Origin of the sequence: Pararhizobium polonicum (genome assembly GCF_001687365.1) — a bacterium.
Classification (GTDB): domain Bacteria; phylum Pseudomonadota; class Alphaproteobacteria; order Rhizobiales; family Rhizobiaceae; genus Pararhizobium; species Pararhizobium polonicum.
Genome location: NZ_LGLV01000019.1, coordinates 19,803 through 45,657, shown reverse-complemented (window position 1 = coordinate 45,657; position 25,855 = coordinate 19,803). Strand labels below are relative to the sequence as shown.

Genomic DNA, 25,855 nt, shown 5'->3' with positions numbered 1-25,855 from the left:
CGGGCGTATCGTGCCATCGTTTCGGCACGCAAGCCGCGGCCTGATGGAGATGGCCAAGCATCCGCCAAAGCTGGTGATTTTCGATTGCGATGGCGTACTGGTGGATAGCGAACCGCTGTCGCTCGACGTGCTGGTTCGCGTGCTCGGCAATGCCGGGGTCGAGATGGATGCCGAGGAGGCGACGGAGCGCTTTCTCGGCAAGAGCCTGAAGACCATGTCGGATATTCTGCATGACGACTATGGTCTTGCGGTGGACGACGCCTTCCTTGAGGAGATGCGTCTCGATCTCTACCAGCGTTTCCGCCAGGAACTGCAGCCCGTGGCGGGCATTGCCGCGGCGCTCGATGCGCTTGATATTCCCCGTTGCGTGGCGTCTTCGAGCCAGATGGAGCGTATCCGGCTGTCTTTGACCATCACGGGGCTGATCGACAAGCTTGAGCCGCATCTGTTCAGCTCCAGCATGGTCAAGCGTGGCAAGCCGGCGCCGGATCTCTTCCTGCATGCGGCGGCGCAAATGGGCACCCCACCGGAAGACTGCATCGTCGTGGAGGACAGCCCGGCCGGTATCGAGGCGGCCAAGGCGGCCGGCATGCGGGTTTTCGCGTTTGCTGGTGCCTCGCATGCCAAATCGGAACGGCATCTGGAAACGTTGCGGCGGCTTGATCCCGATGTGCTGTTTGACGACATGCGGGAATTGATCCATCTTGTCCGCAACGAACAAAGGGACGGGAACGCAGGGCTCTGATGGCTGATTTGATCGTTGCTGTCGATGTCGGAACCGGCAGCGCCCGCGCTGGTATTTTCGATCGGCATGGCAAGCAGTTGGCCCGGGCTGATTATCCGATCGCGATGAACAGGCCGGAAGAGAATCACGCCGAGCATGATTCCGAAAACATCTGGGCAGCCGTTTGCATCGTTGTCAAAACGGCGCGCGCCAAGGCCGGCGTCCCTGCTGACGCCATTGCTGCCATCGGTTTCGACGCGACGTGCTCGCTGGTCGTGCGCGACAGGGACGGTGCTCCGCTCTCCGTCAACCGCAAGGGCGATCCGCGCTGGGACACGATCGTCTGGCTGGACCACCGGGCTCTGAAACAGGCCGATTTCTGCACGGCGACAAAACACCCGGTGCTCGATCATTCCGGCCGCGTCATGTCGCCGGAAATGGAGATGCCAAAGCTCATGTGGTTGAAGCAGAACCTGCCGCAACAATGGGAAAAGACAGGGTATTTCTTCGATCTCGCCGATTTTCTGTCCTGGCGGGCGACTGGCAACGCAGCGCGCTCCCGCTGCACGCTGACGGCCAAGTGGAACTACCTTTCCCATGAAGAAAGCGGTTGGCAGGACGGGTTTCTGGCACGGATCGGGCTTGAGGATCTGCGCGAACGCGGTGGACTGCCGGAGAAAACCCTGCCGGTCGGGCACTCGACCGGACATCTGACGGCCGCGGCTGCGGCCGAACTGGGCCTGCATGAGACCTGCCAGGTGGCGACGGGGCTGATCGATGCCTATGCCGGCGCCATCGGTGTGCTCGGTGGTTTTGCCGGTGAACACGACACACTGGAGCGGCAGCTTGCCCTGATTGCCGGAACCTCCAGCTGTATCGTCGCCTTCTCCAAGGACATGAAGCCCGGCTTCGGCATGTGGGGCCCCTATTTCGAGGCAGCATTTCAAGACAGCTGGCTGATCGAGGGCGGACAATCGGCGACGGGCGCACTGCTCGATCATGTCGTGCGCAGTCACAGCGCCGGTGGCGAGCCGGACGCCGAAGTTCACCAGAGGATCATCCTGCGTATCCAGGAACTGCGCGCCGCCTATGGAGCCGAGTTCGCGGCACGTCTGCATGTGTTGCCGGATTTTCACGGAAACCGTTCCCCGCTTGCGGATCCGCATGCACTCGGCGTTATCAGCGGCCTGACGCTCGACAGTTCGTTCGATGCGCTTTGCCGCCTCTACTGGCGCACCTGCGTCGCCATCGCGCTCGGTATCCGCCATATTCTCGAAACGATGAAAGAGGCGGGTTACGACCTCGATACCCTGCATGTTACGGGCGGCCATGTCCGCAATGCGTTGTTGATGGAGCTTTACTCCGACGTGACCGGCTGCACGGTCGTCGTACCGGAAACCAATGATGCCGTTCTTCTGGGGACAGCCATGGTTGCGTCGGTTGCGGGCGGTCTCTATCCGGACCTTCGGGCTGCCGGCCCGGCCATGTCTCCCGGCGGGCACGCACGTTATCCCAATCCGGACCTGCGGGAAGCCTATGATCGCGACTACGCCAAGTTCCTCAGCCTCTACCGGCATCGCGCCGAACTGGAAGCGCTCTGAGACGGCCGGTTTCGGTATCTGCAGAATATTTTGAAAAAAATGAAATCCGAGCGGAACCTTTTTGCGGCGGGTTCGTTTATGGGATGTCCGGATCGTGCTTCGCATCGCCCCCAATGCGAACGCCCCCCATAAATCATCCGGCACCCAGCTCACACGCCCCCTCGGTGAGTTGTTAGCATCAGCCAGTGCCTTCCCCGGGCGCTGGCTGTTCTTTTTCAAGGGGGCTCTCGAACGGTCTATCCCGGCGAACCATTCTGAGCGCATCTGCATGCGTTCATTGGTCGATACGATCGATGATTTCATACTCCCGCGAGGGAATGGTCAGGTGATATTCTACGCGGTCGGGCGCCGTCAGGTACAGTGCCCTGCCGCCGATCGCCACCGGCACGACACGCTCCAGCACCGTGCGCGCGAAGGTATGCTCGTCGGTCTCCCGCAATGTGACCGCGGGCGGCAGGTGTTCGATCCAGGTCAGTTCAATGGCGTCGTTGCCGTCGAGTGCCGTTTCGAAGCAATCGATCGTCAGCGAGTTCACGCCCGCCGAGATCGCCCCATAGGATGCGGAATTGACGATGAGTTCGTGCAGGGCAAGTCCGATATGCAGCGCGGCGTTCGGCGACAGATGCGCGTTGATGCCCCTTATCGCGATGGGTGTTTCGGAATCGGGCCAATAGGCGCTGAATTGCCGTTCGGCCAGCGCGAAGAGATAGGCGCCGCGCCAGCTGGAATCGGTGACGAGATCCTGTGAATAGGCCAGCGACTGGATTCGCCCGCGAAACTTGGTAAGAAAATAGTCCAGCGACAGGGCCTGGCGTGCCGTCTGGGTGGCGATCCCCTGGATGATGGCGAGCAGGTTTTTCGAGCGATGGCTGAGTTCGCGCAGCAGGGTTTTCAGGATGCGTTCGCGATGCCGGGTTTCCGAAATGTCCGTGATGACGGACAGGATTCCGGTCATTCCCTGGGTGTCGATACGTTCGATGTCTATCCGGTAGGTCAGGACGCCGGTTGCAGACGTCACGTCGATTTCCGTCGAGGCCGGACTGCAGTTGCGCGCCACGTCGCGCTTCAGGGCAGTCAACCGGGCACCGTCCTCGGCCCCGAAGGTTTTCTCGTCCGCCTGCTCCCTGGCTTCCAGCGACCGCAATCCTTCGGGCAGGTTTCCGGAAAAAACGACGTCGAGATTGTCCGACTGATAAAGGTAGCCTGAGCCTGATTTCTTCAGAACGAGCTCCATCAGGATCTTGCCTGCATAGGCATTGGTCTTGAGGGAGGCTGTACTGCCTGCATTGCCCACGCGCTGCGCCTTCCGCTTTTTGATCGCCTGTCCGCTTCAGCTCCCGCGCGAGCGAAAAAGCGGTCAATCCGATCGGATATTCCGACCGGAAACGGGCCGGGCTTCAACTGTTGATAGGCTTCACCGGGGTGCCTTGGCGCCCCGGGTCAATGGATAACGAGATTGCCTGCCCGATTGTTCCGGGCGCAACACGTCTCAGGCCGCGGCCTTGGTGGATTCGTTGAAGAACAGCGCTTGACTGATCAGGGCTTTGACCATGTCCGGATTGAACGGCTTGGTGACCAGGAACGTCGGTTCGGGTCGCTCACCCGTCAGCAGGCGCTCGGGGAATGCCGTGATGAAAATCACCGGAATGGCGGTGTTCTTCAAAATATCGTTGACCGCGTCGATGCCGGAGCTGCCGTCGGCAAGCTGGATGTCTGCGAGCACCATGCTTGGCCGCGTCGCCTTGAACAGGGCCACGGCCTCGTCCCGCGTGCGGGCAATGCCGGTCACCTTGTGCCCGAGGCTCTCGACCATCTGCTCGATGTCGATTGCGATCAGCGGCTCGTCTTCGATGATCATGATGTCGGTTGCGACCTGGCGGGAAATCTCTTCCGATGCGCGCTCGAGCAGCTGGCTCATGCCGCTCTCGCTGGTGCCGAGGACCTCGGCCGCCTCGCTCGTGCGGAATCCCTCGACCGAGACGAGCAGGAAGGCCTGCCGGGCAAGCGGCGAGACGGACGCAAGATTGATCGATGCCCGCTTTTCCCAGGCAAATGGCGAGACCGGTTCCGGGATCAGGACGGAGGATGAGCCGAAGAGCTTGGTGTACAGCTGAAACAGGGCAACCCTGTCAGTGCTGGCTTCGGGGAAGATGGCGACATCTGCGATCAGCGCTTCCAGAACAGCTGCGACATACGCGTCGCCCGAAGTCTGCGACCCGGTCAGCGCGCGTGAGTAGCGGCGCAAATAGGGCAGAAACGGAGCGATCCGTGTGGAAAGTGACATATATGAACTCCCTCAACTGGCCGGGGTGATGGCCATGACATCGAGGAAACGCAACGCCAAAAAAAAGGTTCCTCCCGGCGGAACAAATTTTTCCCCGGCGCATTATGCTGCCAGATGAACTTCTGAAGGTATTTTGACTTTATGACCTACAAAATTGGGGCAGGGCGCGAGGCGGCGATGCCGGTGCGTGCCGACAATCCGAATGCGCAGATTGCAACGAAGCTCCGCGCACTCTATCTTTCTGTACAGGAGGAAGCCATTCCGGACCGGTTTCTCGACCTGCTTGAGAAACTCGATGCAGTCGAGCGCCAATCTATGCCGGATGTGGCTGAATGAGTGGTGGCATGACGACTGAGGAACCAAGTTTCAAGCGCGAAATGCTCGCAGCCCTTCCCAGCCTGCGTGCGTTCGCCATGTCGCTGATCGGCAGGCACGACCGGGCCGACGATCTCGTTCAGGATACCATCATGAAGGCATGGGCCAAGCAGGACCATTTCGAGATGGGCACGAACATGAAGGCGTGGCTGTTTACCATTCTGCGCAACGAACTCTATAGCCAGATGCGCAAACGGGGCCGCGAGGTGCAGGACAGTGACGGGTACTTCACCGAGTCGCTCGCCCAGCATCCGGCGCAATATGGCTCCCTGGATCTTCAGGATTTCAAACGTGCGCTCGAGACGTTGCCGCCGGATCAGCGGGAGGCGATCATTCTGGTGGGGGCTTCCGGCTTTTCTTATGAGGAAGCTGCGGAAATCTGCGGCTGCGCGCTCGGAACGATCAAGAGCCGCGTCAATCGCGCCCGGCAGCGGCTTCAGGATATCCTGCAGATCACCGGCGAGAATGAATACGGTCCCGACGCTACATCCGCGCCGATGACGTCACGGGCGTTTGTTTCCTGACAATAAAAGGCTCCAGCGTCCGCCAATCGTCTTTTAGAGGTTTGGCGGGCGTATTCTTTGGAGCGTTGTGACGTCGCGGCATGATCGCTTCGAGGGGAAATAATCATGCAGAAACTGCGACCTGCATGCTGTAAGGGAAAGACGGCGGGGTTCGGGCAATAATGGCGCCCGGGGCTGGGTGTGGAAATTCATGACTAAAAAGAACAACGTTTCGCAAGCGGCGGTTGCCGCCGTTCTGACATCGGCCGAGCGGCTCGACGTCCTGCATTCCGTTGTCCCGGATATGGCTGATCCGGATGCCGATTTTCGCGACCTTGCGGAGATGGCAGCCGATCTTTTCGATGCCCCGGTTGCGTTGGTGACACTCGTTGATGCCAGGGATCAATGGTTCAAGGCCGCAGTCGGAACCGATGAGACGCATGCGCCCGCTACCGCATCGTTTTGCATGCATACGATCGCGGAGCCATCGGACGGCGCGCTGGTTGTCGCCGATACCGTTGCCGACCCTCGCTTTGCCGGCCAGCCGCGTGTCGTGGGCGCACCGTTCCTGCGGTTTTATGCGGGCGTCCCGCTGGTCATCGACGAGCAGCCGGTGGGGACGATCTGTGTTTTCGATATCAAGCCGCGTCCCGAGATCGCTCCACAACTCGTGGCGCAGTTGCAGCGGCTGTCGCGGCTTGCTTCCTCGCTGTTCAAGCTCAAGCATGAGGCGCATCAGCGTGCGCTGAAGGAGGCCGCCCTTTCGCGCGAGGAGCAGAGGCATGCCATGGCGCTGGATGCGGCCAATATCGGCAGCTGGCTCTGGGATGTCCGCTCAGGCAGCGTGTCCTGCAACCAGCCGATGCTGCGCATGTTCGGGATGAAACCCGTCGCGATCGTCCAGGCCAGGGATATTTTCAGCGCCATTCATCATGACGACCGTGCAGCGACGCTGTCGAAATTGCGCTCCGCCATGACGCAGGACGAAGAGTATGACGGCATCTTCCGCGTCGCGTCCACCGGCCGGTGGCTTCTTGGCCGAGGGCGGGTGCATGAACGGGACGCGCAGGGCAAACCGACGCTTTTTCTCGGCATTAATATCGATGTGACCGAAGAGCAGGGGGCGACCCAACGAACCCGCTTGCTGTTGCGCGAGCTCAACCACCGGGTCAAGAACACGCTGGCCATGCTTCAGTCCTTGGCCCGCCAGACGCTGCGGCGGACAAGCGACCCGCAGGAGTTCATGACGGCATTCGCCGGCAGGCTTCAGGCGATTTCCGAAGCACATGGACTGCTGTCGGATCACGAATGGGGCGAAATCCGCCTTTCCGCGCTGCTGGCCAAACAGCTGGCGCCGCATGTGCGCGATTACAAAAAGCAGATCGAAGTCCACAAGGACGAAATTCTATTGGGGCCGGATCAGGCCGTTGGCCTCGGGCTGGTGCTGCACGAACTGGCAACCAATGCGGCGAAATACGGTTCGCTGACGGTGCCGGGTGGCAGGGTGGTGCTGACCGCACGCGGTGTCGATGAAGACGGTCAACGCATTCTGCATCTGACATGGACGGAGGTCGGCGGTCCGCCCGTGGACGAGCCGACACGGCGCGGGTTCGGCTCGATCCTGATCGAGCGAAGCCTGGACAAGGTGATGGGCAGCTCGGTGAAGGTCGAATACCTGCCCGCAGGTTTGACCGCGATCGTCCGTCTGCCGCTTTGAAGATTTCCCAGTATACAGTTCAGGAATGATCCCTGTCGCCTGATTTTCGCATCAGTCCGAGAAGGGTGCCGGCGCCCACGGCCAGGCCTGCGGCGAGAAGCGGTTGCCTGCGGAAAAGTGTAAGTGCCGTGGCAATGGCAAAGGTTGTCTGCGCCTGCGAGCGCCGGCGCCTGTCGGCGGCGATACGCCGGTCGCGCGCGTTCAGTCCATACATGATGCCGATGACGACGAGGCCGATGACCAGGGATGCAACGGCAAGGATGATCGTGGCCTGGAGCGGCGTATAGACGGTGCCCAGGTAGATGGCTCCGGCAACCAGCGCGAAAATGTAGGCGGTCAGGAAGAACAGTGAGGCAACAAGCCACATGGCCCCATTGCGCTTGTAGCGCGATACCGTGACGCCGACGTCGGTCACCACGAGAGCCGAAAGCATTGCGGCCAAAGAACCCATTTTTGTCTCCAGAAGGAAGAAAGAGGACGCAAAGACCGGACGGCAATCCTGTTGCCTCCGGTCTGTCTGCGTGGTGTCGGGCGCGCTTAGCGGCGGATGAGGGCTGCCACGAGAAGGCCGAGGGCTGCGGCCGCGCCGAGCGTTGCGACCGGATGCTTGCGAACCGTGTGGCGCACCTGCTTTTCGGTGGCCGCGTAATGGCCGCGCAGTTCGGCAAACAGCGCTTCACCGTTTTCGATCAGGTCGTGCAGCCCGGCTTCTGCCTGGTCGCGGGCATCATGGGCCTTTGCGCGAACATCCTTGGTTGCCTCGGCTGCCTTGGCGCGCACGTCCTTCGAGGCTTCAGCGCCGCGCTGCGAAAGCAGCTTTGCGAGCGATGCAATCTCGTCGCGGATTTCGCTGATCTGATCTTCGATCGGCGCATCGACGAGGCGCTTCTTTGCGCTGGAACCGGAAAAGAGACCTGTTGCCATAATGAATAACTCCTAGCTGCGGCGGGACTGCGGTTTCAAGGCAGGCCCCGGTGTGCGTTCATACCGACATGTGAGATGATCACCGTGTCAGCGGTTCGCAACATCAACGCGCAAGGTAGTCTTTGGTTCCACTCACAAGGCGAGAAGACGGGTCTCTTAACCCACCGCGGTGTGCGGCAGCACGAAGGGAACGCTGCCCGCCGGCGTCGCATTGACCCGCATGGCGCAGCCGAAAACGGCTTCCATCACCGCGTCGGTCATCACTTCGTTGGGATGTCCGGCGGCCCTGACGCGCCCACTTTTCATCATGATCATCCGGTCGGCGAACATCGCCGTCAGATTGAGGTCGTGCATGATGGCGATGACGCCGCCGCCGCGCCTGCAGAAATCCCGGGCAAGCCGCATGATCGTCAGCTGGTGGCGGATATCGAGGCTCGATACGGGCTCGTCAAGCAGCAGGAAAGCGGGTTCGCCGTGCCGCACCGGTTCCCAGATCTGACACAGCGCACGGGCAAGCTGGACGCGCTGCTGCTCGCCGCCGGACAGCTCCTGGTAGAAACGGCCGGCGAAACCGGAGAGGTCGACGGCTTCCAGCGCATCGCGGGCAATCCGGTCGGTTTCTCCCATATCCGCCTTGGCGCTGACCGAAAGTCCCATGCGGACGATTTCGCGCACGGTAAAGGGGAAGGAGATCACCGTGGACTGCGGCAGCACGGCGCGCTTCAGCGCCAGCTCCCACGGCTTCAGCGTCGATATATCATGACCGTTGATGCTGACGGTGCCGTCATAGGCGAGTTCGCCGGCAATTGCCTTGAGGCTGGTGGTCTTGCCGGAACCGTTCGGACCGACGATTGCGGTCAATTGTCCCGCTGCCGCCTCGATGCTGACGCCGTGCAGCACCTGTTTTCCGGAAAGTCGGACGGAGAGATTGCTGGCCTTGATCATGGGTTTTCCTCAAAGCCCCATATGGGAGCGCCCGCGCAGCAGGATCCACAGGAAGAACGGAGCACCGGCGAAAGCCGTGATGATACCGATCGGCAATTCCGCCGGCGGAACGATGGTGCGGACGATCATATCGGCAAAGATCAGCAGCGTGCCACCGAGCAGGGCAGATGCGGGCAGCAGATAACGGTGATCCGGACCGATCAGCATCCGCAGCACATGCGGCACGACGATACCGACGAAGCCGATACCGCCGCTGACGGCGACAGAGGCCCCGGTCGACGCCGCGACGCTGACGATGGCGATGTTCTTCAGCCGTTGCACGGGAATGCCCATGTGGAAGGCGGCGGCTTCTCCGAGGGTGAGGGCATTGAGCCCGCGTGCCAGGAACGGAACGACGGCAAGCGAAACGACGATGATCGGTCCGGCGGAGAGGATTTTCATCCAGTTGGCGCCGGCAAGCGAACCGAGGCCCCAGAAGGTGAGGTCACGCAACTGCTTGTCATCGGCCATGAAGATGAGAACGCCGGTGACGGCGCCGGCCAGGGCGCCGAGCGCGATACCGGCCAGGAGCATGGTGGCAACGGATGTCTGGCCGCTGCGGGTGGCAATCCTGTAGAGCAGCAATGTCGTGATCAGGCCGCCGAAGAACGCGGCAACCGGGAGTGCGTAGAAGCCGAACACCGCGAAAACCGGGCCGAAAAAGGTGCTGCCGAGCACGATGATCAGCACTGCACCAAGGCTCGCACCGGAGGACACGCCGACGAGCGCCGGGTCGGCGAGCGGATTGCGGAAAAGGCCCTGCATGACGGCGCCGGATACGGCAAGCGAGGCGCCGACCAGCATGCCGAGCACGGCACGGGGCAGGCGAATGTCGAGGATGATGATACGGTCGCGCAGGCTCAGGGCCTGCTCAGCGCCTTCCATGCCGAAGATCCAGCGCAGGACATTGCCGAGCGATGCGTCGGCTGCGCCTGTCATGATCGAGGCGGTAAACATCGACACCGCGACTACGATCAGCACCAGAATCAGCAGCTGCGCCAGCCGTGACCGGTCGCCCATGTGCCACTCGGATTTCAAGCGCGCCGCAAAGGACTGCGAGCCGCCGTCACCCGCGGCCATTTCACTGTGAGGCATTCGTTTTTTTTCCGTAGATCGCTGCGTTGAGTTCGCGCACCGTGCTTGCCGTGCGCGGGCCGAAACCGAGCAGGTGCAGGCCGTCCATGCGGATGATCGCCCTGTTTTTGGCAGCCGGTGTCAGGCTGAGGGCCGGATGGGCGAAGAGTTCGTCATCGGTCGTCGCATGGCCGCCGCTGCGGCTCATCATCAGCACGACATCGGGCTTGGCTTCGATAATCGATTCATCGGTCAGTGGCTTGTAGCCGGGGAAGCTGCCCATGGCGTTGACGGCGCCGGAGAGCGAAATGATGCCATCGGCGGCCGTGCCGGTGCCGGAGGCCATGATCTTTCCGCCCTGGGTGCTGAGGATGAAGATCACCCGCTTGCGTTCGCTTTCCGGGCGTTTGGCGGCATCGGCCACCGCTGCGTCGAGATCGCTCTTCACCTGTTCGGAAAGAACCATTGCTTTCTCGGGTACGCCGAGAAAATCGCCGACTGTGCGGATTTTTGTGAGAATGCCGTCACGGTCGAACCTTTCCGGAACGGTCTGGAAGGGAATGTTGGCATCCTTGAGAACGGTGAGCGTCTCGGGCGGGCCGCTTCCCTCGACGGCGATGATGGCGGTCGGATTGGTGGCGATCACGCCTTCCGGCGCCAGCTGCCGCATGTAGCCGACATCCGGAAGCTGGGTCGCAGCCTCCGGATAGATGCTGGTCGAGTCGCGGCCGACAAGCTTGCCCTCTTCGCCGAGCGCATAGACGATTTCCGTGATGGCGCCGCCGACGGACACCAGCCGCGACGTGTCGGCCTTCTGCATTTCCTGTGCGACGGCCGCCTGCACGAAGGATGCGCCGTCCGGTGCCGTGACCGGCAGGACGAAGGGCGCGGAAACCGCGAAGATCGCCAGGGCGAGTTCCCAGGAGCGGAGCCGGCGGAAATCACAGGACGTTTTCATGATCGCTTCCTTCAGGCCGCTTCGGTGATATCGAGCCGGGCGAGGTTTTCCATGATGGCACGCCATTCCGGGCGCTCGGCAAAGCCTTCCTTGCGCTTGCCGAAGAACTGGATGACCATTTCTCCCTTGGCATCGAGCGCCTCGAGCGAGGTCACATGGCCGTCGGCGGTGGGCTTGCGGACAGCCCAGATCTCGGCGAGATGATCGCTGCGCAGGTGCAGATGGAAGGTCGGATCCATGACGTTGAGCCAGGGGCCCATCGTCTGAATGTTGGCGATGGCGCCGGAATGGATCTGGATGATGCCGTGGTTGCCGACGAAGCACATGATCGGCAATTCCACCTTCGCGGATTCGCGCATCATCTCCTCGACGGCTTCAGGCTGCAGCTTCCAGGCGAAATCCTCGCCGATCGACTGCAGCGCCTGGCGGCGGCCGAGCTTCAGCTTGCGCAGCAGCCCATGGAACTGGTGCGTGTCGGTCATTTTGCTCCATTCGTCGCGCAGCACGGCAATATCCACCGATGTGCTTTCGCCTTCGGAGATGCTGCCAACCGCAGCCTCGGCAACGAATTCCTGCGACTGATCGTCCAGACGGAAGGCGTCGACGATGCTCTGATATGCGTCGAGATCGGAAGCCGGGCGCAGGTGTACCTTGTGCACGGCCGTTCCCTGCCTGTCGAAGAACTGCAGGCTGCGGCGAACGTCATCGCCATCGGTTTTCGTGACGGCGAAACCGTGTGCCCAAGCCCCGGGGAAGATGCGCAGATCGATATTCTCGCCCAGCACGATCGCGGCATGTTTGCCGGGGGTGATGTTCTCGAACACGCCGATTTTCTCATGAACGGCGCTCTCATTGCGGCTCAGGGCCATGACTTCTCCGAGTTCGGCCGCGCGCGTGAGAAAACGGTTTGCATCGCCATCGATCCGGACGGCAGTCAGGCCGCATTCGGCTGCAACGAGAGCGGCTTCCGAAACACCCAGCTGAGCGGCGATATCGCGCTCACGCATCTTGGGGTTGGCGGCCCGGTAGGCGCGGATTTCGGACGGAGTCGGGCAGGTCGTTTGCGTCATGTGTCTGGCCTATTTGTTCAGAATAAGTTTGCCCTGGCGGGTGATTTTCATGCGGTAGATGGCATCGCCATGGGAGATCAGGATTTCGTTTTCGCCGCGGAAAAGCTCGCGGCTCTCAACGAGGCGCTGCGTCTGGCTTGCCGGCGAAACGGCCGGCGCGGCATCTGGTTCATTCGGTGTCACAGGTTTCAGGGTCCTGATCATGGCGGCCGAAAACGGGGGATTGCTTCCCTTCTCTTGCCGGATCATTGCGATTGGTATCTTGACTTCATTACTCATATTTTATTATGGACGCAATACAGGTTTTTTGTAGTCAAGTTTAATCGCCGCGACCAACGATGTGCCTGCGGCTCAGCTTTCCAGGCGGCTGGTCTTCACAAGGCCGCGACACCCATCTCTGAGAATGGACAGGCAATGATGAAATTCGATCGACTACTGCCTCTGGCTCTCCTTGCTCTTATATCGTCAGGCACGGCTGTACTGGCGCAGGATGCCGCAACGTCCGGCAATCTGTCCATCGAGATCAATGATCTGGCGCCATCGGACAAAGGCTGCAAATTGACGTTCATTGCGGCAAACGGCTTGCCGCAGTCCCTCACCAAGGCTTCGTTCGAGTTTGTGCTGTTCGACCAAAAGGGACTGGTGGAGCGGATGGCGGTGCTTGATTTCCGTGATCTGCCCGCCGGCAAGACAAAGGTCCGCCAGTTCGATCTGCCGGGAACGAAATGCGAGGCCGTGAAGAGCCTGCTGATCAATGATGCGCCGGTCTGCGCGGGCGACGGCATTGCCAAGGACGCCTGCATGAAGGTGCTGAAGACCGGATCGAAGTCATCCGTCGAGCTGAAGGGTTGATGCGGGTTTCGCATCGGTATCTGTGATGAGAAATACGATCAAATGGACCGGGGCTATCGTCCTTTCGCTCTTGGCGCATGCGGGAACGGCAAAGCTGTTCGAGCCGGATGAAAAGCCACCGGAGATGGCGATGGTCGAAGGCGGCGAGGAGATGGAAGTCGCTGTTCTTGGCAATGCTTTCGAGGATGCGCTTCAGGCCGGTGATCCGGATGAGGAGATCCAGCCGGAGGAAATCAAGCCGGAAGAGGTCGAGCCGCCACTGGCCGAGGTCGCCGAAGTGCCGCCGGTGCAATCCGAAATCACCGCCGAGACCCCGACGGATATCGTGCCGACCGAGGCCGACGTGATCCTCCCGGCCGAGGAGATTTTGCCGGTGGTAGCGGAACAGCCCGAGATCACCGCCATCGTTGCGCCTGCCGAAATCGTTGTTCCTGAAGAAAAGCCGGAACCGGAAGAGGTCAAGCCCGAGCCGGAAAAGAAGCCGGAGCCAAAGAAGAAGCCTGAAAAAGAAAAGCCGAAAAAAGTCGTCAAAAAGCAGGCTGGCGACGAGGGCAAGCAGCAGACGGCGGCCAATAAGGGGCAGGAGGATGGCGTCGAGGGTGCAGTCGCCTCCAATGCCCAGGGCAATAAGGGTAAGGTCTCCCAAGCGGAGGGAGATGCGGCGGCGAGCAATTACAAGGGTAAGCTTCGTTCGAAAGTCAGCCGTCACTTCCGTTATCCCAGATCGGCAAACAGGGCGGGGGTGAAGGGAGTAGTGATGGTCGGTTTTACCGTATCATCGAGCGGAGAGGTTAGTGGCATCGGAATTGTCAGCGGTTCAGGCTCGTCAGTGCTTGACGAGGCCGCGCTAAATGCGGTCCGTAAGGCTCAACCTTTTCCCAAGTTTCCAGAGGGTGTAAATCGCAGCAGTTGGCGTTTTACTTTTCCCCTTCAATTCGCTCAATGACACATTCACAACTGATTTTACGCCCTAAAAACAATGCGCAACCCAAGCTCTAAAAAATATGATAAAAAAACTCATGTTTATACTTTACTCTTTTTCTCAAGTTAAATAGGGTCTCCGCATGATCCGCCGCAAGGCCGATTCCGAAACAAGCGGAGACTGACATGGGCGACAAACGGCATCAGCTCAAGCCGAAGCAGAAGCAGGGCCGGGAGGCAGAAACTCGCACTGCATCGGTTTCTGCCAAGACGCAGGAGACCCGTCTCGAAGGCCGCAGTTTCCTCTATGTCGGCGGCCGCGATTGCCAGGTGGCGCATCTGCGCCAGATCGCCAGTTCGCATGGCGCCGAACTCATCCATCACGACGGCGGATTGCGCGAGGCGGTCTCCCGCATCGACAATATCCTTCCGTCGGTCGACTGCGTTTTCTGCCCGATCGACTGTATCAGCCATGATGCATGTCTGCGGGTCAAGACCGGCTGCAAGAAGTGGGGCAAGGCCTTTGTGCCCTTGCGCAACGGCAGCAAGTCGAGCCTGGAGCGCGCATTCCTGGATCTGAAGGCCAGCCGCAGCAACGCCAGCTGACCCGCCCGGTTTCTACGGAGATGAGACGAATGAACAACGAGCGCCCTGATCAGTTTGCGATGATCGGATTGCACAAGCTGGCATCGCAATGCGGCGATGGGCTGGTTCCGGAGCTTTATGAACTGCTGTCGCGCCGTGCGAGCATGGTGGAAGGCAATCCGAACGTGACGGAGTTTCCGGCCTGGCAAGCGCGCCCGCCGGCCCGCGCGGTATTTGGGGTTGCGCCTGAACCCAGGGACAATATTCTGCCGTTCCCATCCGGTGCGGCCGTTGCCGTGCCGAACAAGGACCGGGCTTGAGGATAGCAGCATGTATTTCGCCATGAACAGGTTCAGGATCGCAACCGGCCATGAAACGGCCTTTGAAGATGTCTGGAAGAACCGTGAATCCAGCCTCTCCGAGGTGCCCGGTTTCAAGGAGTTCCGGTTGCTGCGCGGCGAAACCGTTGCCGAAGAGGGCTATACGCTGTTCGTCTCCAGCTCGATCTGGGAAAGCCGCGATGCCTTTTCGGCCTGGACGAAATCGGAAAACTTCCGCGCTGCGCATAAAAGTGCCGCGGATAACCGGCAGATGTATCTCGGGCCGCCGAAGTTCGAGGGGTTTTCCGTGGTCGAGGGCGCGTGATGGCCGATCTCTCAGGCGACAATCGCATCGAGGTCCTGCCGGTTCTGCCGTCGCTCGATATTGGTGAGACCCTGGCATTCTACCGTGACAAGCTGGGTTTCGACATCACCGTGCATCAGGCGGAAAGTTATCTTATCCTGCGCCGTGAGGACATGGAACTGCATTTCTGGCTGACCGACGATCGCAGCCTGTGCGAAAGAACCTCCATCTACCTGCGTGGCGGCGGCATCGGCGATCTCCATCGCGAATTCAGCACCAAAGGCATTGAGCGGCTGAGCGACATGACCGTGCGCCCCTGGAACATGGAAGAGTTCTACATCCATGATCCGCATGGAAACCTGTTGCGGTTCGGCTGTATTCCCGGCCTTTGAGGTCCCCGCCTAGATTTCCTTTCGCATGAAGAATGCCCCGGCGGCAACGGCAAGCCAGCCGGCCATCATGAGGGTGCCACCGGCCGGTGCCGACATCGGAAACAGGCCGTGGCCGAGGAAATGGCGCGCGGTCAGGTCGGCGGCGAACAGTGCCGTGCCTGCAGACAGCAGCAGCGCGGCAATGGCCGCGGTCCGCATCGCCGGCCAGGCGGCGTAGAGGGCGACAAGGGCAGGGGCGTGCGCCAGGCACATGGCCGATGCGCCGCCCAGCAGGCGGGGGTCTGCCCCGTGCGAGGCCGCGGCGGCGCTGATGACGCCAAACAATCCCATCAATCCCGCGACGAAGAGGATCGTCGGTCGCAACTGGCCGTTCTGCATGGTCTATTCGTCCTTGTTCTGCATGTGATGGGCAAGACGTGTCACCGGCTCCAGAATGACGGTCCGCAACTGTGGATGGGAAACGGTTTCCTCCAGCGCCCGGGTGAAACAGAGCAGCCACTCGTCGCGCTCCTGCGCGCCGATCGCCGCGCCGAAATGCCGGCTTCTCAGCCTCGGATGGCCGCGCTTGTCGGTGTAAAGCGGCGGACCGCCGAGCCAACCGGTGAGGTATTCGTAGAATTTCTCTTCGCTGCCGGAGAGATCGGCCGGATGCACCGCGCGGCAGCGGGCCGCTTCGGGAAGTGTATCCATCAGCTGGTAGAAACGATGGGTCAGCGCCCGCACGGTGCTGTCGCCGCCGATGGCGTTGTAAAGTGTTTCCGTCTGCCCGTCCGTTGTCATCACCGCTTCCCTGATTGCCGTACCTTCTAGCGTGCCGCGCCTGCGTGTTCCATCGGTTTTCGCAAAGGCTGACAGGGTTGCGTCGATTGACCGCGCCGTCACGGTCGCGTTGAAAATGTCCTTGACAAACCGTCCAGACGGTATCTTATGAGCCTATGTCTATCGCTCATCATCGCCGTAAGCAACCCGAACTCGTCCGTCAGCAGTTGCTGGAGGTCGCCGCGCGCCTATCCCTGGAGCAGGGCGCAGCCGGTGTTACGCTGGATGCCGTGTCGCACGCTGCCGGTGTCAGCAAGGGCGGGCTGCTGCATCATTTTCCCAACAAGATGGCGTTGCTGGACGGTCTGTTCGATGATCTGACCGGCAAGCTCGACCGGATGATTGCCGAGGAAATGCGCAACGATCCCGTCGCGCACGGCCGGTTCACGCGAGCCTATCTCTCCTGCGTCTTTGCGCTGCAGGAGGACGCCGACGCGCAGGGCTGGCAGGTCCTGACGATTGCGCTCTTGTCCGAGCCGCAGCTGCGCGCGCGATGGCGGTTATGGGTGGCCGATCACGCGGACGCATTCGTCGGGACGGATTCTTCGGCCGCATGTCTGCTCGCGCGGTTTGCTGCCGACGGCCTGTGGCTGGCCGATCTTCTCAAGAGCCATGATGTCGATCCGCCGGCGCGTCAGGCGATGCGCAGCCACCTCATCGCACTTTCCCTGCAATAACCGGCCATCGGAGCTCCAGATGAATCCCGCCATGCTCTATGCCATGCTTGTCCTCGCCATCATTTTCGAGGTGCTCGGCACGTCGGCGATGCAGGTTGCCCAGCACTTCACGCGACTGGTGCCGACCGTGATCATGGTCGTCTGCTATGCGATCGCCTTCTATTTCCTGTCCTACACGCTCAGGGTCATTCCTGTCGGTATCGCCTATGCGATCTGGAGCGGGCTGGGTATCGTGCTGATTTCCCTCGTCGGCTATTTCGGCTTCGGTCAGAAGCTCGATTTCGCCGCTCTTCTCGGGCTCGGATTGATCATTGCCGGGGTCGTCGTACTCAACCTCTTTTCAAAATCGACCTTCCATTAAACGCATCCCGCCGCCGGATTTTCGCTTGCAAAAGCGTTGCGTCGATTCTATCGCTTTCGAATTGAAAGCGGTTTCAAATCCATCAGGCGAACGCCGGTGGAGCGAGGAAAAGGATTGATCATGACCATCAAGGCGGTCGTCTGGGGCGAGAATATTCACGAGCAGACCAATGAGGTCGTCAGGAGCATTTATCCGAACGGCATGCACAACACGATCGCCGCGGCGCTCAACACCGATGCCGGTATCGAGGCGACGACGGCGACGTTGCAGGAGCCGGAGCATGGCCTGAGCGTCGAGCGCCTGGCAAAGACCGACGTGCTGCTCTGGTGGGGCCACAAGGATCACGGCGCGGTATCAGACGAGATCGTCGAGCGCGTCGCCAAGCGTGTCTGGGAAGGCATGGGCCTGATTGTCCTGCATTCCGGCCATTTCTCCAAGCCTTTCAAGCGGTTGATGGGCACGCCCTGTGCGCTGAAATGGCGTGAGGCGGGCGAACGCGAGCGGTTGTGGGTGATCAACCCGCGCCATCCGATCGCCGAAGGGCTCGACGGGAATTTCGTGCTGGAAAACGAAGAGATGTATGGCGAGCAGTTCTCCGTGCCGGAACCGCTGGAAACCGTGTTCATCTCCTGGTTTGCCGGTGGCGAGGTGTTCCGTTCGGGTCTGACCTGGCGCCGTGGTGCCGGCAACATCTTCTATTTCCGTCCGGGTCACGAGACCTATCCGACCTATCACGATGCCAATGTCCACAAGGTTCTGCGCAATTCGGTGAAATGGGCCTACAACCCGCAGGGCACGTACAGCGCCATCCATGATGCGCCGAACGTGCCGGTCGAAGAGGCGCTGGAACCGATTGTCGAGCGCGGCCCGAAGCTGCATCAGGCCGGCGAGGAGGGGTACAAGTGATGAAGCCGATCCGTCTCCTCATTCTCGGCACCGGCGGCATGGCCAATACCCATGCCATGAATTTCGCGACCATCGACGGGGTGAAACTCGTCGCAGCGGTCGATGTCGATCTGGTCCGGGTAGAAGCCTTTGCATTGCGCCATGAAATCGCCCGGACATTTACATCGCTGGACGAGGCGATTGCCTGGGGTGAGTTCGATGCGGTCACCAACGTGACGCCGGACAAGATCCACTATCCGACGACGCTGAAGCTGCTGGCGGCCGGCAAGCACGTGTTGTGCGAAAAACCGCTGGCGGAGGACTATGCCAAGGCTGACGAGATGGCGACCGCCGCGGAGAAATCCGGCCTGGTGACGATGGTAAACCTCACCTACCGCAATGTTGCCGAGGTGCAGAAAGCCCGCCAGATGGTTCTTGCCGGCGATATCGGCAAGGTGCGTCATATCGAGGCTTCCTATCTGCAGAGCTGGCTGGTTTCCAAGGCCTGGGGCGACTGGGCAACGGAATCGCAATGGCTCTGGCGGCTGTCCACCAAGCATGGCTCGAATGGCGTACTCGGTGATGTCGGCATCCATATTCTCGATTTCGCCGGCTATGGCGCGGCGACCGATATCGATCACGTTTTCGCGCGGCTGAAGACCTTTGACAAGGCACCCGGCAACCGGATCGGCGAATACGATCTCGATGCCAATGACAGCTTCACCATGACCGCCGAATTTACCAATGGAGCCATGGGCGTAGTCCATGCCAGCCGCTGGGCGACGGGGCATCTCAACGAGTTGCGCCTGCGCATGCATGGTGACAAGGGGGCGATCGAGGTCATCCATACGCCGGACGGATCGACGCTCAGGGCTTGCCTTGGCGCCGACATCGAAAAGGGGATCTGGCAGGATATCGATGCCGGAACGGTGCTGACAAATTACCAGCGCTTCATCGACGCGATCCGGGCCGGCAAGACGGTGGAGCCGGGATTCCGGCACGCGGCGGATTTGCAGAAGGTTCTCGATCTGGCGATGGTCACCGAGAAGGAACGCCGCGAGCTTGCGGTCTAAGCTGGCTTCACCGCTGCCGTCGAGTTGCGGATGACCAGTTCCACCGGCCAGACCTCGCGCAGGTTCTCGGCCGGTGTTCCCTGCAGAAGTTCCAGCACCATTTCGCCGATCCGCGCGCCCGCCGCGCGGATCGATGACCGCGTCGTGGACAATGTCGGCACCAGATGATCGGGGCTGATATAGGGAAAGACGTCGTCATGGGCGATCAGCGAGATATCCTCGCCGACTTTCATACCGGCGATGCGGATCGCCCGCATGGCGCCGAGCGCCGACATCATCGAGCCGGCGATGACGGCTGTGGGCCTTTCGTCCAGCTTCAGAAACCCTTGCATCAGCCGGAACCCCATCTCGTCGGTGAATTCGCCGTGGCCGCACAGTGCGGGATCAATCGCGACGCCGCGTTCGCTGAGCGCCGTCTGATAGCCGTCCTGCCGGTGTTCGGCAAAGATCCGGCCGCGGTAGCCGTTGAGAAGGGCGATGCGGCGGTGGCCGAGATCGAGCAAGTGGCTGGTGGACTGGCGCACCGCGCCGAAATTGTCGATGTCCAGCCAGCCGAAATTGCCGTCCGAATTGGTGCGTCCGTGGACGATGAAGGGCAGGCCGAGCGAATTGAGCAGGGCGATGCGCGGATCGTCGAGAAAGGGCGAATGCAGGATCACCGCATCGACCCGCTTGCTGGCGGCCAGCCGCCGATAAGTGGACAGTTCGGATTCCTGTGAATCCACGGTGGAGACGAGGATGTCGATCTCTTCCTGCTGCAACCGGCCGCCGAGCCCGCCCATGAATTCGCTCGTGTGCGGGCCGAACTCGCCACCACCCTTGAGCACAATGCCGATGGCGCCGACACGGCCGGTCGCAAGGCCAAGTGCGCTGGTGTTCGGCCGGTAACCATATTCCAGCGCCGCCTTGAGGATGCGTTCGCGGGTGGCCTGCTTCACCTCCGGATAACCGCTCAAGGCACGGCTCACCGTCGTCTGCGACAGTGCGAGCCGGTTTGCGAACTCCTTGAGGTTCATGCGGAATTTCCTGTTGTCTGCGGTCCTAGTTTAAGGTGCTTTGCGGTTGCGTCAAAGGGGCAATGCCCGGCACGCCTTCGCGGATTTTCTGCGAGAAATCGGGGGCTGCGTCCGCCGCCTGCGCCCGTTTGCTGATCGCGCCGCCTTGACGCAGCTGATCGAGCGTGAAGCCCGGCGTGAAGCCGTTTACCCCGGCGATATAGGCGGGCAGGTAGCCTGAAAACAGCAGCCGGTAATCCAGCGGCAGGTCGGGGACGATGCGGCTGACCATCTCGTAGACGATCGTCGTGCAATTGGCTGTCACCGTGTTGTAGAATTGCGGCGTCTCGGTCAGGTTGTTGGCCTGATCGACATAGGCCATGAACAGCGAGCGCATTGCCGGTTTCGGCATGTTGATGCGGTAGAGATAGACGTCCTCCTTGCGGATATTGGTGCGCACCCGCACGATATCGCGCTCGTCGGCCGCGATCACGCTAGTCTCGAACTCTTTGAAGAAGCCGCCGATCTCCGAGAAGCTCTCCTGCCGTTCCTTGCGGATCTCCACCGAGAAGGTGACGAACGTACCGTCCTCGAAACCGAACGAGACCAGCGTGTGGGCAATTGCCGGGCCTGCCCAGTAGGACAGCAACAGATCGACGGATGAAAGTTTGTCGAGATCGTAGGTTCGGTTTTCCCAGCGAACAGTATAGTCGGTCGGTGTCCGCCAGTCGAAATTGCGCACATTGGCCAGCGTCACCTCGGGGCCGTTGACAACGCCAGAGGTCATCTGCCCGACCTCGTCGGCCCAGTCGCGGCTGTTGCTGGCCGGAATGGAGCCCCACCAGAAGAGCAGCAGCGCGATCATCACGGGATAGATCAGGGAGGCCAGCCGCGAGCGCCAGCGCAGATAGACAAAGAGCGCTACGAGCGAGGCAATGGCCCAGGCTGCCGCCGCCACACTTCGGACCCAGATTGGGCCCGGCGCCTGATAGAACAGAGCAATTGCACCCCAGATGGCAAAGCTCAGAATGGCGAGCGTGCACAGGATGCGCAGGATCGCTCCGACGAGGTGGAAGCGGGGGCGTTCAGGCTGTTCGGTCATGGTATCCATACTCTCGATCACTGGCCGACCGTCGAACTGACGGTGTTTCCGAGGGACTGGTTGAACCTGTTGATCTGTCCGCCGTAGTTTTCGCGCGTTTTCGGATCGAAGATCAGGATCGGCGTACTGACCGCAATGCTGGCGGCGCTGCCGACCGTTTGCGCCGTACCAAGCGCCACCGCGCCGACGCGCTCGCCAAGCCCGATATCGGAATCCGTGACGGCCTGACCGGCGATCAGCCGGTTGCCGATCAATCGGACGACCTCCGGGCTTTCAGCGAATTTTCCGTGATTGAGCTTGTCGCCGCCTTTCAGCGCCGTCAGGTCGAGGATGGTGATGCCGCCTTCCTTCTCCAAAGCGCTGCGATAGGGCTCCTGCGAAGGGTCGATCTGGCCGAGCCGCTCGACATTGCCGGAAATGCGCCGCGATATCGTCAGCGCCCGGTCATCGCGCGATACGAAGATCGTGAATTTCGGCTTCTGTTTGCCCAGCGCCTCCCATTGTTTGCGGAAGACATCGACGTCGAGATCCGGAGACGCGAGAATGACGTTGGTGATTTTGGGTGCGACCCGCCCGTCGCGGATCGCCATCTGCCGCAGGGCCTCGATGGTCAGCCAGGAGCCCATCGAATGGGCCATGACCGTGACTTCTCCGATGGCCGGATCCTCCGAGGCGCGGCGCAGCAATTCCTCGAGCGCATCGCGTGAATAGTTGGTGCTTTCCTTGTCGTAGTTATAGTCGAAGATGCTGGCGCGGGACGGCCAGGTAAACATCACCGGTGCGACGTCGGTGTTTGAATCGTGGACGATCTGGGCGAAGCGGTAGACCGCATCCTCATACCGGTTGTTGAAGCCGTGCACGAACACGAGGATGCGGCGGCTCTTCGGCAGATTTGCTTTCATCCAGCCCCTGACATCCGTCGGCACATTCAGCGGTTTGACGCTGACGGTCGAGAACTCGCGCGACGGGTCCGGAGGCATTTTCTTCGGCCATTGCACCTGACCGATCTCGCGGTTGGCGTCCGGAGGAATGGACACGGTGATTTCGGCCGCGGACATTTGCTCCGCCCGTTCGCCGCTGAACAGCACACCCGGCTGGCCGGACGGAGCGCGGGTCGTGGCAACCAGCATATTGACTTCGGAAGCGCCGGTACTCGTTCCGGACGGGATCAGCACGCCGACCGGCCGGCTGGCGCAGGCGACGAGGATCATTGTCAGCAACAGTGTCGCAATCGTCGCAGACCGCCGCGCGAAACCCCGTGCCGGCACATCTGTCCGCTGGTCAGTCATCATAACTGCAGTCCCCAAGCTCATTGGTGGCAAGCTTTGCCAGATTTCCGGCGGCGGTAATACTCATTTTTGACCGATGGGTGTTTCCCCAACCGTTCGTGTTCGGTTATCCACCGCGCCCGCTGCACAGTCGAACGGCTTTCCGCAAGGGGGCAAGCCATTGTTCCCCCGTCAATTTTTGCCGCGCGAAAATTCATTGATACCGCATTGTGATTCCGCAGGCGATTCACTAGCATCGCATTGTTGACCAATTGGACAAAAACGGGCGCCGCTCGGTTTGCGCATCAGGCAGGACGGGATTTTTCGAATGCAGGCGGTGTTTGACGGCCACAACGATGTGTTGCTGCGACTGTGGAGCCATGCCAGGAACGGCGGCGATCCGGTTCGGGAATTTGCCGAGGGAACCACGGAAGGCCATATCGATGGCCCCCGCGCCAAACGAGGTGGTCTCGCCGGCGGTCTGTCGGCGATCTATATTCCGTCCGCGCATCTGGTGCTGAAAACGCCCGACGAGAACGGCCATTATGTGACGCCGCTGTCGGAACCGCTGGAGCGCCAGCCTTCTCTCGATATTGCGCTGGAGTTCGCGGCGATTGCCCTGCGGCTGGACCGCGCCGGTGCCTGGAAGCTCTGCCGCTCGACGGCCGACATTCGCACGGCGATGGAAAAGGGTATCTTTGCCGCGGTGTTGCATATGGAAGGCTGCGAGGCGATCGGCGCGGATCTGACCGCGCTCGAAACATTCCAGGCGGCCGGATTGCGTTCGCTGGGGCCGGTCTGGAGCCGCAACAACATTTTCGGTCATGGCGTGCCCTTTGCCTTTCCGATGGACCCGGATACCGGGCCGGGCCTCACCGATGCCGGCTTCGATCTGGTGCGCGCGTGCAACCGTCTCGGCATCCTGATCGATCTCGCCCATATCACCGAAAAGGGCTTCTGGGACGTGGCGAAGACCACCGATCAGCCGCTGATCGCCAGCCACTCCAACGCGCATTCCCTGACGGCTGTTGCCCGCAATCTGACGGACCGTCAGATGGATGCGATCCGTGACAGCAAGGGCCTGGCGGGGCTGAACTATGCGACGACCATGCTGCGTCCCGACGGGCTGGAAAACGCAAAGACGCCCCTTTCCGACATGGTCCGTCATATCGATTACATGATCGAGCGCATGGGCATCGACTGCGTGGCGCTCGGATCGGACTTTGACGGTGCGACTATTCCCGAAGGAATAACCGACGCGGCGGGTAACCAGAACCTGATTGCCGCCCTTCGGGACGCCGGATATGGTGATGCGGAACTGACAAAAATATGCCGGGAAAACTGGCTGAGGGTTTTGGCTCAAGCCTGGCACGAAGCCGCCTGAGCCGGAAATAGAAGGCCCATTGCGGGCTCACACAAGGGGAACAGAGAGATGATGCATTCACTGAACAGGCATGTCCGAATGTTGACGACAGGTGCTGCCCTATCGCTGATCTTGATGGCGGGTGCGCCCGCTTTCGCCGAAACGCCGGCCGATACGCTGGTCGAGGGCTGGGCGATCGACGACATCATCACCATGGACCCGGGCGAAGCCTTCGAACTTTCGACCGCCGAAGTCACCGCCAACACCTACAGCTATCTTGTCCGCCTTGACCTCAACGACACCTCCAAGATCGTCGGTGATCTCGCCGAAAGCTGGACGGTTTCGGACGACGGCCTGACCTATACGTTCAAGCTGAAGCCGGACCTCAAATTCGCCTCCGGCAACCCGGTGACGGCAGAGGATGTCGCCTATTCCGTCGAGCGCGTCGTCAAGCTCGACAAGAGCCCGGCCTTCATTCTCACGCAGTTTGGTCTCACCGGCGACAATGTCGCGGAAAAAGCCAAGGCGACGGATGCCGGCACGTTCACCTTCACCGTCGACAAGGCCTATGCGCCGAGCTTCGTCCTCAACTGCCTGACCGCGACGGTCGGTGCCGTCGTCGACAAGAAGCTGGTGCTGGAACATGTCGCCGCTGTTACGCCATCGGCCGAATACAAGTATGACAACGATTTCGGCAATGAATGGCTGAAGACCAATTATGCCGGCTCGGGTGCCTTCAAGCTGCGTGAATGGCGTGCCAACGAAGTCGTCGTCATGGAGCGCAACGATAATTACTACGGCGAAAAGACGCCGCTCGCCCGCGTCATCTACCGCCACATGAAGGAAAGCTCCGGCCAGCGTTTGGCGCTTGAAGCCGGTGATATCGATGTGGCGCGCAATCTCGAGCCGGGCGATTTCGACGCAGTGTCGAAGAACGCCGATCTTGCGACCACCAATGCGCCGAAGGGCACGGTCTACTACTTCAGCCTCAACCAGAAGAACGCCAATCTGGCCAAGCCGGAAGTGGCCGAAGCCTTCAAGTATCTCGTCGATTACGACGCTATCGGCTCGACCCTGATCAAGGGCATCGGCGAGATCCACCAGACCTTCCTGCCGAAGGGGGTTCTCGGCGAACTCGATGAAAACCCCTACAAGCTCGACGTCGCCAAGGCGAAGGAACTGCTGGCCAAGGCCGGTCTTGCCGATGGTTTCTCGGTGACGATGGACGTGCGCAATACCCAGCCGATCACGGGTATTGCCGAGTCCATCCAGCAGACGCTGGCCCAGGCCAACGTCAAGATGGAAATCATTCCCGGCGATGGCAAGCAGACGCTGACCAAGTACCGTGCCCGCACGCACGACATTTATATCGGCCAGTGGGGCCAGGATTATTTCGATCCGAACTCCAATGCAGAGACCTTCACCGTCAACGCCGACAATTCCGACGAAGGCAAAAACAAGACGCTGGCCTGGCGCAACACCTGGGACGTGCCGAAGGAGTGGACGGAAGAGAGCAAGGCCGCCCTTCTCGAAAAGGACGCCACCAAGCGCGCCGACATGTACAAGGATCTGCAGAAGAAGGTGCTCGAGAAGAGCCCGTTCGTCATCGTCTTCCAGCAGACCGAAGTGGCCGGCTATCGCGGCAATCTGAAGGGCTTCAAGCTCGGCCCGAGCTTCGATACCAACTACGTCTTCACGGTCTCCAAGGATTGAGCCGGGGATAG

At 60.8% G+C, this 25,855-nt stretch carries 31 protein-coding genes; 17 read left to right on the top strand and 14 right to left on the bottom strand.

Features of this window, described 5'->3' with window-relative positions:
* Positions 1 to 43: 43 nt before the first annotated feature.
* Both ADU59_RS26025 and ADU59_RS26020 read left to right on the top strand, forming a co-directional pair.
* Complete coding sequence (locus ADU59_RS26025; protein WP_425332058.1) at positions 44 to 745, top strand: HAD family hydrolase; 702 nt, start codon at positions 44 to 46, stop codon at positions 743 to 745.
* On the top strand, positions 745 to 2,325 hold the full coding sequence (locus tag ADU59_RS26020) for an FGGY-family carbohydrate kinase (RefSeq protein WP_068958115.1): 1,581 nt from the start codon (positions 745 to 747) through the stop codon (positions 2,323 to 2,325). The genes ADU59_RS26025 and ADU59_RS26020 overlap by 1 nt, the downstream gene beginning before the upstream one ends.
* A gap of 274 nt (positions 2,326 to 2,599) precedes the next feature.
* On the opposite strand, the gene ADU59_RS26015 is transcribed toward ADU59_RS26020, so the two are convergent.
* A complete protein-coding gene (locus ADU59_RS26015) occupies positions 2,600 to 3,559 on the bottom strand; it encodes a sensor histidine kinase (protein WP_068958307.1) in 960 nt (319 codons plus the stop codon).
* Positions 3,560 to 3,814: 255 nt separating this feature from the next.
* On the bottom strand, positions 3,815 to 4,609 hold the full coding sequence (locus ADU59_RS26010) for a response regulator (RefSeq protein ID WP_068958113.1): 795 nt from the start codon (positions 4,607 to 4,609) through the stop codon (positions 3,815 to 3,817).
* Between the two features lie 141 nt (positions 4,610 to 4,750).
* Here ADU59_RS26010 and ADU59_RS26005 point away from each other — a divergent pair, with 141 nt between their 5' ends.
* The 3 genes from ADU59_RS26005 (at position 4,751) to ADU59_RS25995 (ending at position 7,204) form a co-directional block, all read left to right on the top strand.
* Positions 4,751 to 4,945: a NepR family anti-sigma factor gene (locus tag ADU59_RS26005; protein WP_068958111.1), complete on the top strand. Its 195-nt coding sequence runs from the start codon at positions 4,751 to 4,753 to the stop codon at positions 4,943 to 4,945.
* Positions 4,946 to 4,953: 8 nt separating this feature from the next.
* Positions 4,954 to 5,508: an RNA polymerase sigma factor gene (locus ADU59_RS26000; RefSeq protein ID WP_068958109.1), complete on the top strand. Its 555-nt coding sequence runs from the start codon at positions 4,954 to 4,956 to the stop codon at positions 5,506 to 5,508.
* Between the two features lie 190 nt (positions 5,509 to 5,698).
* Complete coding sequence (locus ADU59_RS25995) at positions 5,699 to 7,204, top strand: sensor histidine kinase (protein WP_068958107.1); 1,506 nt, start codon at positions 5,699 to 5,701, stop codon at positions 7,202 to 7,204.
* A 19-nt stretch (positions 7,205 to 7,223) separates the two neighbouring features.
* Here ADU59_RS25995 and ADU59_RS25990 read toward each other — a convergent pair whose 3' ends face one another.
* The 7 genes from ADU59_RS25990 to hemP all read right to left on the bottom strand — a co-directional run bounded on the left by ADU59_RS25990 (position 7,224) and on the right by hemP (position 12,397).
* The gene (locus tag ADU59_RS25990) at positions 7,224 to 7,655 is read right to left on the bottom strand and encodes a hypothetical protein (RefSeq protein WP_068958105.1); all 432 of its coding nucleotides are present in this window, start codon (positions 7,653 to 7,655) and stop codon (positions 7,224 to 7,226) included.
* Positions 7,656 to 7,741: 86 nt separating this feature from the next.
* Positions 7,742 to 8,128, bottom strand: coding sequence for a DUF883 family protein (locus ADU59_RS25985; protein WP_068958103.1), 387 nt, complete (start codon positions 8,126 to 8,128; stop codon positions 7,742 to 7,744).
* 156 nt (positions 8,129 to 8,284) lie between these two features.
* A complete protein-coding gene (locus ADU59_RS25980) occupies positions 8,285 to 9,073 on the bottom strand; it encodes a heme ABC transporter ATP-binding protein (RefSeq protein ID WP_068958101.1) in 789 nt (262 codons plus the stop codon).
* A gap of 9 nt (positions 9,074 to 9,082) precedes the next feature.
* Positions 9,083 to 10,207 carry a FecCD family ABC transporter permease gene (locus ADU59_RS25975; protein WP_068958099.1) on the bottom strand — a complete coding sequence of 375 codons (1,125 nt, stop codon included), beginning with the start codon at positions 10,205 to 10,207 and terminating at the stop codon, positions 9,083 to 9,085.
* Positions 10,194 to 11,144 (bottom strand): heme/hemin ABC transporter substrate-binding protein, encoded by a 951-nt coding sequence (locus tag ADU59_RS25970; protein WP_068958097.1) that lies wholly within the window; start codon positions 11,142 to 11,144, stop codon positions 10,194 to 10,196. The genes ADU59_RS25975 and ADU59_RS25970 overlap by 14 nt, the downstream gene beginning before the upstream one ends.
* An 11-nt stretch (positions 11,145 to 11,155) precedes the next feature.
* Positions 11,156 to 12,214 (bottom strand): hemin-degrading factor, encoded by a 1,059-nt coding sequence (locus ADU59_RS25965; RefSeq protein WP_068958095.1) that lies wholly within the window; start codon positions 12,212 to 12,214, stop codon positions 11,156 to 11,158.
* A 9-nt stretch (positions 12,215 to 12,223) separates the two neighbouring features.
* Complete coding sequence (gene hemP, locus ADU59_RS25960; RefSeq protein ID WP_068958305.1) at positions 12,224 to 12,397, bottom strand: hemin uptake protein HemP; 174 nt, start codon at positions 12,395 to 12,397, stop codon at positions 12,224 to 12,226.
* 234 nt (positions 12,398 to 12,631) lie between these two features.
* Between hemP and ADU59_RS25955 the strand changes: the two genes are divergently transcribed.
* The 6 genes from ADU59_RS25955 to ADU59_RS25930 all read left to right on the top strand — a co-directional run bounded on the left by ADU59_RS25955 (position 12,632) and on the right by ADU59_RS25930 (position 15,588).
* Complete coding sequence (locus ADU59_RS25955) at positions 12,632 to 13,066, top strand: hypothetical protein (protein WP_425332057.1); 435 nt, start codon at positions 12,632 to 12,634, stop codon at positions 13,064 to 13,066.
* Positions 13,067 to 13,091: 25 nt separating this feature from the next.
* Positions 13,092 to 14,012 carry an energy transducer TonB gene (locus ADU59_RS25950; RefSeq protein ID WP_068958091.1) on the top strand — a complete coding sequence of 307 codons (921 nt, stop codon included), beginning with the start codon at positions 13,092 to 13,094 and terminating at the stop codon, positions 14,010 to 14,012.
* Between the two features lie 161 nt (positions 14,013 to 14,173).
* On the top strand, positions 14,174 to 14,593 hold the full coding sequence (locus ADU59_RS25945; protein WP_068958089.1) for a DUF2325 domain-containing protein: 420 nt from the start codon (positions 14,174 to 14,176) through the stop codon (positions 14,591 to 14,593).
* Positions 14,594 to 14,622: 29 nt separating this feature from the next.
* Positions 14,623 to 14,892: a hypothetical protein gene (locus ADU59_RS25940; RefSeq protein ID WP_068958087.1), complete on the top strand. Its 270-nt coding sequence runs from the start codon at positions 14,623 to 14,625 to the stop codon at positions 14,890 to 14,892.
* A gap of 10 nt (positions 14,893 to 14,902) precedes the next feature.
* The gene (hmuQ, locus tag ADU59_RS25935) at positions 14,903 to 15,217 is read left to right on the top strand and encodes a heme-degrading protein HmuQ (protein WP_068958085.1); all 315 of its coding nucleotides are present in this window, start codon (positions 14,903 to 14,905) and stop codon (positions 15,215 to 15,217) included.
* Positions 15,217 to 15,588 carry a bleomycin resistance protein gene (locus tag ADU59_RS25930; RefSeq protein ID WP_068958084.1) on the top strand — a complete coding sequence of 124 codons (372 nt, stop codon included), beginning with the start codon at positions 15,217 to 15,219 and terminating at the stop codon, positions 15,586 to 15,588. Before hmuQ ends, ADU59_RS25930 begins: the two co-directional genes overlap by 1 nt.
* 9 nt (positions 15,589 to 15,597) lie before the next feature.
* On the opposite strand, the gene ADU59_RS25925 is transcribed toward ADU59_RS25930, so the two are convergent.
* Together ADU59_RS25925 and ADU59_RS25920 are read right to left on the bottom strand one after the other, a co-directional pair.
* A complete protein-coding gene (locus tag ADU59_RS25925; protein WP_068958082.1) occupies positions 15,598 to 15,966 on the bottom strand; it encodes a DUF423 domain-containing protein in 369 nt (122 codons plus the stop codon).
* A gap of 3 nt (positions 15,967 to 15,969) precedes the next feature.
* Entirely contained in the window at positions 15,970 to 16,368 is a 399-nt protein-coding gene (locus tag ADU59_RS25920; RefSeq protein ID WP_068958080.1) for a group II truncated hemoglobin, read from the bottom strand.
* A 155-nt stretch (positions 16,369 to 16,523) separates the two neighbouring features.
* On the opposite strand from ADU59_RS25920, the gene ADU59_RS25915 reads away from it, so the two are divergent.
* The 4 genes from ADU59_RS25915 (at position 16,524) to ADU59_RS25900 (ending at position 19,403) form a co-directional block, all read left to right on the top strand.
* Positions 16,524 to 17,084, top strand: a complete 561-nt coding sequence (locus tag ADU59_RS25915) for a TetR/AcrR family transcriptional regulator (RefSeq protein WP_068958078.1) — start codon at positions 16,524 to 16,526, stop codon at positions 17,082 to 17,084.
* A 19-nt stretch (positions 17,085 to 17,103) separates the two neighbouring features.
* Positions 17,104 to 17,445 (top strand): DMT family transporter, encoded by a 342-nt coding sequence (locus tag ADU59_RS25910; RefSeq protein WP_068958076.1) that lies wholly within the window; start codon positions 17,104 to 17,106, stop codon positions 17,443 to 17,445.
* Positions 17,446 to 17,565: 120 nt separating this feature from the next.
* The gene (locus tag ADU59_RS25905; RefSeq protein WP_068958074.1) at positions 17,566 to 18,351 is read left to right on the top strand and encodes a ThuA domain-containing protein; all 786 of its coding nucleotides are present in this window, start codon (positions 17,566 to 17,568) and stop codon (positions 18,349 to 18,351) included.
* An 8-nt stretch (positions 18,352 to 18,359) separates the two neighbouring features.
* Positions 18,360 to 19,403: a Gfo/Idh/MocA family protein gene (locus tag ADU59_RS25900; protein WP_068958303.1), complete on the top strand. Its 1,044-nt coding sequence runs from the start codon at positions 18,360 to 18,362 to the stop codon at positions 19,401 to 19,403.
* On the opposite strand, the gene ADU59_RS25895 is transcribed toward ADU59_RS25900, so the two are convergent.
* From ADU59_RS25895 to ADU59_RS25885, 3 genes are read right to left on the bottom strand one after another with little or no spacing between them, the layout of a single operon-like run.
* Positions 19,400 to 20,419: a substrate-binding domain-containing protein gene (locus ADU59_RS25895; RefSeq protein ID WP_068958072.1), complete on the bottom strand. Its 1,020-nt coding sequence runs from the start codon at positions 20,417 to 20,419 to the stop codon at positions 19,400 to 19,402. The two genes, ADU59_RS25900 and ADU59_RS25895, sit on opposite strands and share 4 nt — an antisense overlap.
* Positions 20,420 to 20,444: 25 nt before the next feature.
* On the bottom strand, positions 20,445 to 21,500 hold the full coding sequence (locus ADU59_RS25890) for an Lnb N-terminal periplasmic domain-containing protein (RefSeq protein ID WP_068958301.1): 1,056 nt from the start codon (positions 21,498 to 21,500) through the stop codon (positions 20,445 to 20,447).
* 17 nt (positions 21,501 to 21,517) lie between these two features.
* Complete coding sequence (locus tag ADU59_RS25885; RefSeq protein ID WP_083198433.1) at positions 21,518 to 22,789, bottom strand: alpha/beta hydrolase; 1,272 nt, start codon at positions 22,787 to 22,789, stop codon at positions 21,518 to 21,520.
* 307 nt (positions 22,790 to 23,096) lie between these two features.
* Between ADU59_RS25885 and ADU59_RS25880 the strand changes: the two genes are divergently transcribed.
* Entirely contained in the window at positions 23,097 to 24,152 is a 1,056-nt protein-coding gene (locus ADU59_RS25880; protein ID WP_068958070.1) for a dipeptidase, read from the top strand.
* Between the two features lie 48 nt (positions 24,153 to 24,200).
* Positions 24,201 to 25,844, top strand: a complete 1,644-nt coding sequence (locus tag ADU59_RS25875; RefSeq protein ID WP_068958068.1) for an ABC transporter substrate-binding protein — start codon at positions 24,201 to 24,203, stop codon at positions 25,842 to 25,844.
* Positions 25,845 to 25,855: the final 11 nt, after the last annotated feature.

Coding starts and splice junctions, on each gene's coding strand:
- ADU59_RS26025 (WP_425332058.1), top strand. CDS start 44: ATGGAGATGGCCAAGCATCCGCCAAAGCTGGTGATTTTCGATTGCGAT.
- ADU59_RS26020 (WP_068958115.1), top strand. CDS start 745: ATGGCTGATTTGATCGTTGCTGTCGATGTCGGAACCGGCAGCGCCCGC.
- ADU59_RS26015 (WP_068958307.1), bottom strand. CDS start 3,559: ATGGAGCTCGTTCTGAAGAAATCAGGCTCAGGCTACCTTTATCAGTCG.
- ADU59_RS26010 (WP_068958113.1), bottom strand. CDS start 4,609: ATGTCACTTTCCACACGGATCGCTCCGTTTCTGCCCTATTTGCGCCGC.
- ADU59_RS26005 (WP_068958111.1), top strand. CDS start 4,751: ATGACCTACAAAATTGGGGCAGGGCGCGAGGCGGCGATGCCGGTGCGT.
- ADU59_RS26000 (WP_068958109.1), top strand. CDS start 4,954: ATGACGACTGAGGAACCAAGTTTCAAGCGCGAAATGCTCGCAGCCCTT.
- ADU59_RS25995 (WP_068958107.1), top strand. CDS start 5,699: ATGACTAAAAAGAACAACGTTTCGCAAGCGGCGGTTGCCGCCGTTCTG.
- ADU59_RS25990 (WP_068958105.1), bottom strand. CDS start 7,655: ATGGGTTCTTTGGCCGCAATGCTTTCGGCTCTCGTGGTGACCGACGTC.
- ADU59_RS25985 (WP_068958103.1), bottom strand. CDS start 8,128: ATGGCAACAGGTCTCTTTTCCGGTTCCAGCGCAAAGAAGCGCCTCGTC.
- ADU59_RS25980 (WP_068958101.1), bottom strand. CDS start 9,073: ATGATCAAGGCCAGCAATCTCTCCGTCCGACTTTCCGGAAAACAGGTG.
- ADU59_RS25975 (WP_068958099.1), bottom strand. CDS start 10,207: ATGCCTCACAGTGAAATGGCCGCGGGTGACGGCGGCTCGCAGTCCTTT.
- ADU59_RS25970 (WP_068958097.1), bottom strand. CDS start 11,144: ATGAAAACGTCCTGTGATTTCCGCCGGCTCCGCTCCTGGGAACTCGCC.
- ADU59_RS25965 (WP_068958095.1), bottom strand. CDS start 12,214: ATGACGCAAACGACCTGCCCGACTCCGTCCGAAATCCGCGCCTACCGG.
- ADU59_RS25955 (WP_425332057.1), top strand. CDS start 12,632: ATGAAATTCGATCGACTACTGCCTCTGGCTCTCCTTGCTCTTATATCG.
- ADU59_RS25950 (WP_068958091.1), top strand. CDS start 13,092: ATGAGAAATACGATCAAATGGACCGGGGCTATCGTCCTTTCGCTCTTG.
- ADU59_RS25945 (WP_068958089.1), top strand. CDS start 14,174: ATGGGCGACAAACGGCATCAGCTCAAGCCGAAGCAGAAGCAGGGCCGG.
- ADU59_RS25940 (WP_068958087.1), top strand. CDS start 14,623: ATGAACAACGAGCGCCCTGATCAGTTTGCGATGATCGGATTGCACAAG.
- hmuQ (WP_068958085.1), top strand. CDS start 14,903: ATGTATTTCGCCATGAACAGGTTCAGGATCGCAACCGGCCATGAAACG.
- ADU59_RS25930 (WP_068958084.1), top strand. CDS start 15,217: ATGGCCGATCTCTCAGGCGACAATCGCATCGAGGTCCTGCCGGTTCTG.
- ADU59_RS25925 (WP_068958082.1), bottom strand. CDS start 15,966: ATGCAGAACGGCCAGTTGCGACCGACGATCCTCTTCGTCGCGGGATTG.
- ADU59_RS25920 (WP_068958080.1), bottom strand. CDS start 16,368: ATGACAACGGACGGGCAGACGGAAACACTTTACAACGCCATCGGCGGC.
- ADU59_RS25915 (WP_068958078.1), top strand. CDS start 16,524: ATGTCTATCGCTCATCATCGCCGTAAGCAACCCGAACTCGTCCGTCAG.
- ADU59_RS25910 (WP_068958076.1), top strand. CDS start 17,104: ATGAATCCCGCCATGCTCTATGCCATGCTTGTCCTCGCCATCATTTTC.
- ADU59_RS25905 (WP_068958074.1), top strand. CDS start 17,566: ATGACCATCAAGGCGGTCGTCTGGGGCGAGAATATTCACGAGCAGACC.
- ADU59_RS25895 (WP_068958072.1), bottom strand. CDS start 20,419: ATGAACCTCAAGGAGTTCGCAAACCGGCTCGCACTGTCGCAGACGACG.
- ADU59_RS25890 (WP_068958301.1), bottom strand. CDS start 21,500: ATGACCGAACAGCCTGAACGCCCCCGCTTCCACCTCGTCGGAGCGATC.
- ADU59_RS25885 (WP_083198433.1), bottom strand. CDS start 22,789: ATGACTGACCAGCGGACAGATGTGCCGGCACGGGGTTTCGCGCGGCGG.
- ADU59_RS25880 (WP_068958070.1), top strand. CDS start 23,097: ATGCAGGCGGTGTTTGACGGCCACAACGATGTGTTGCTGCGACTGTGG.
- ADU59_RS25875 (WP_068958068.1), top strand. CDS start 24,201: ATGATGCATTCACTGAACAGGCATGTCCGAATGTTGACGACAGGTGCT.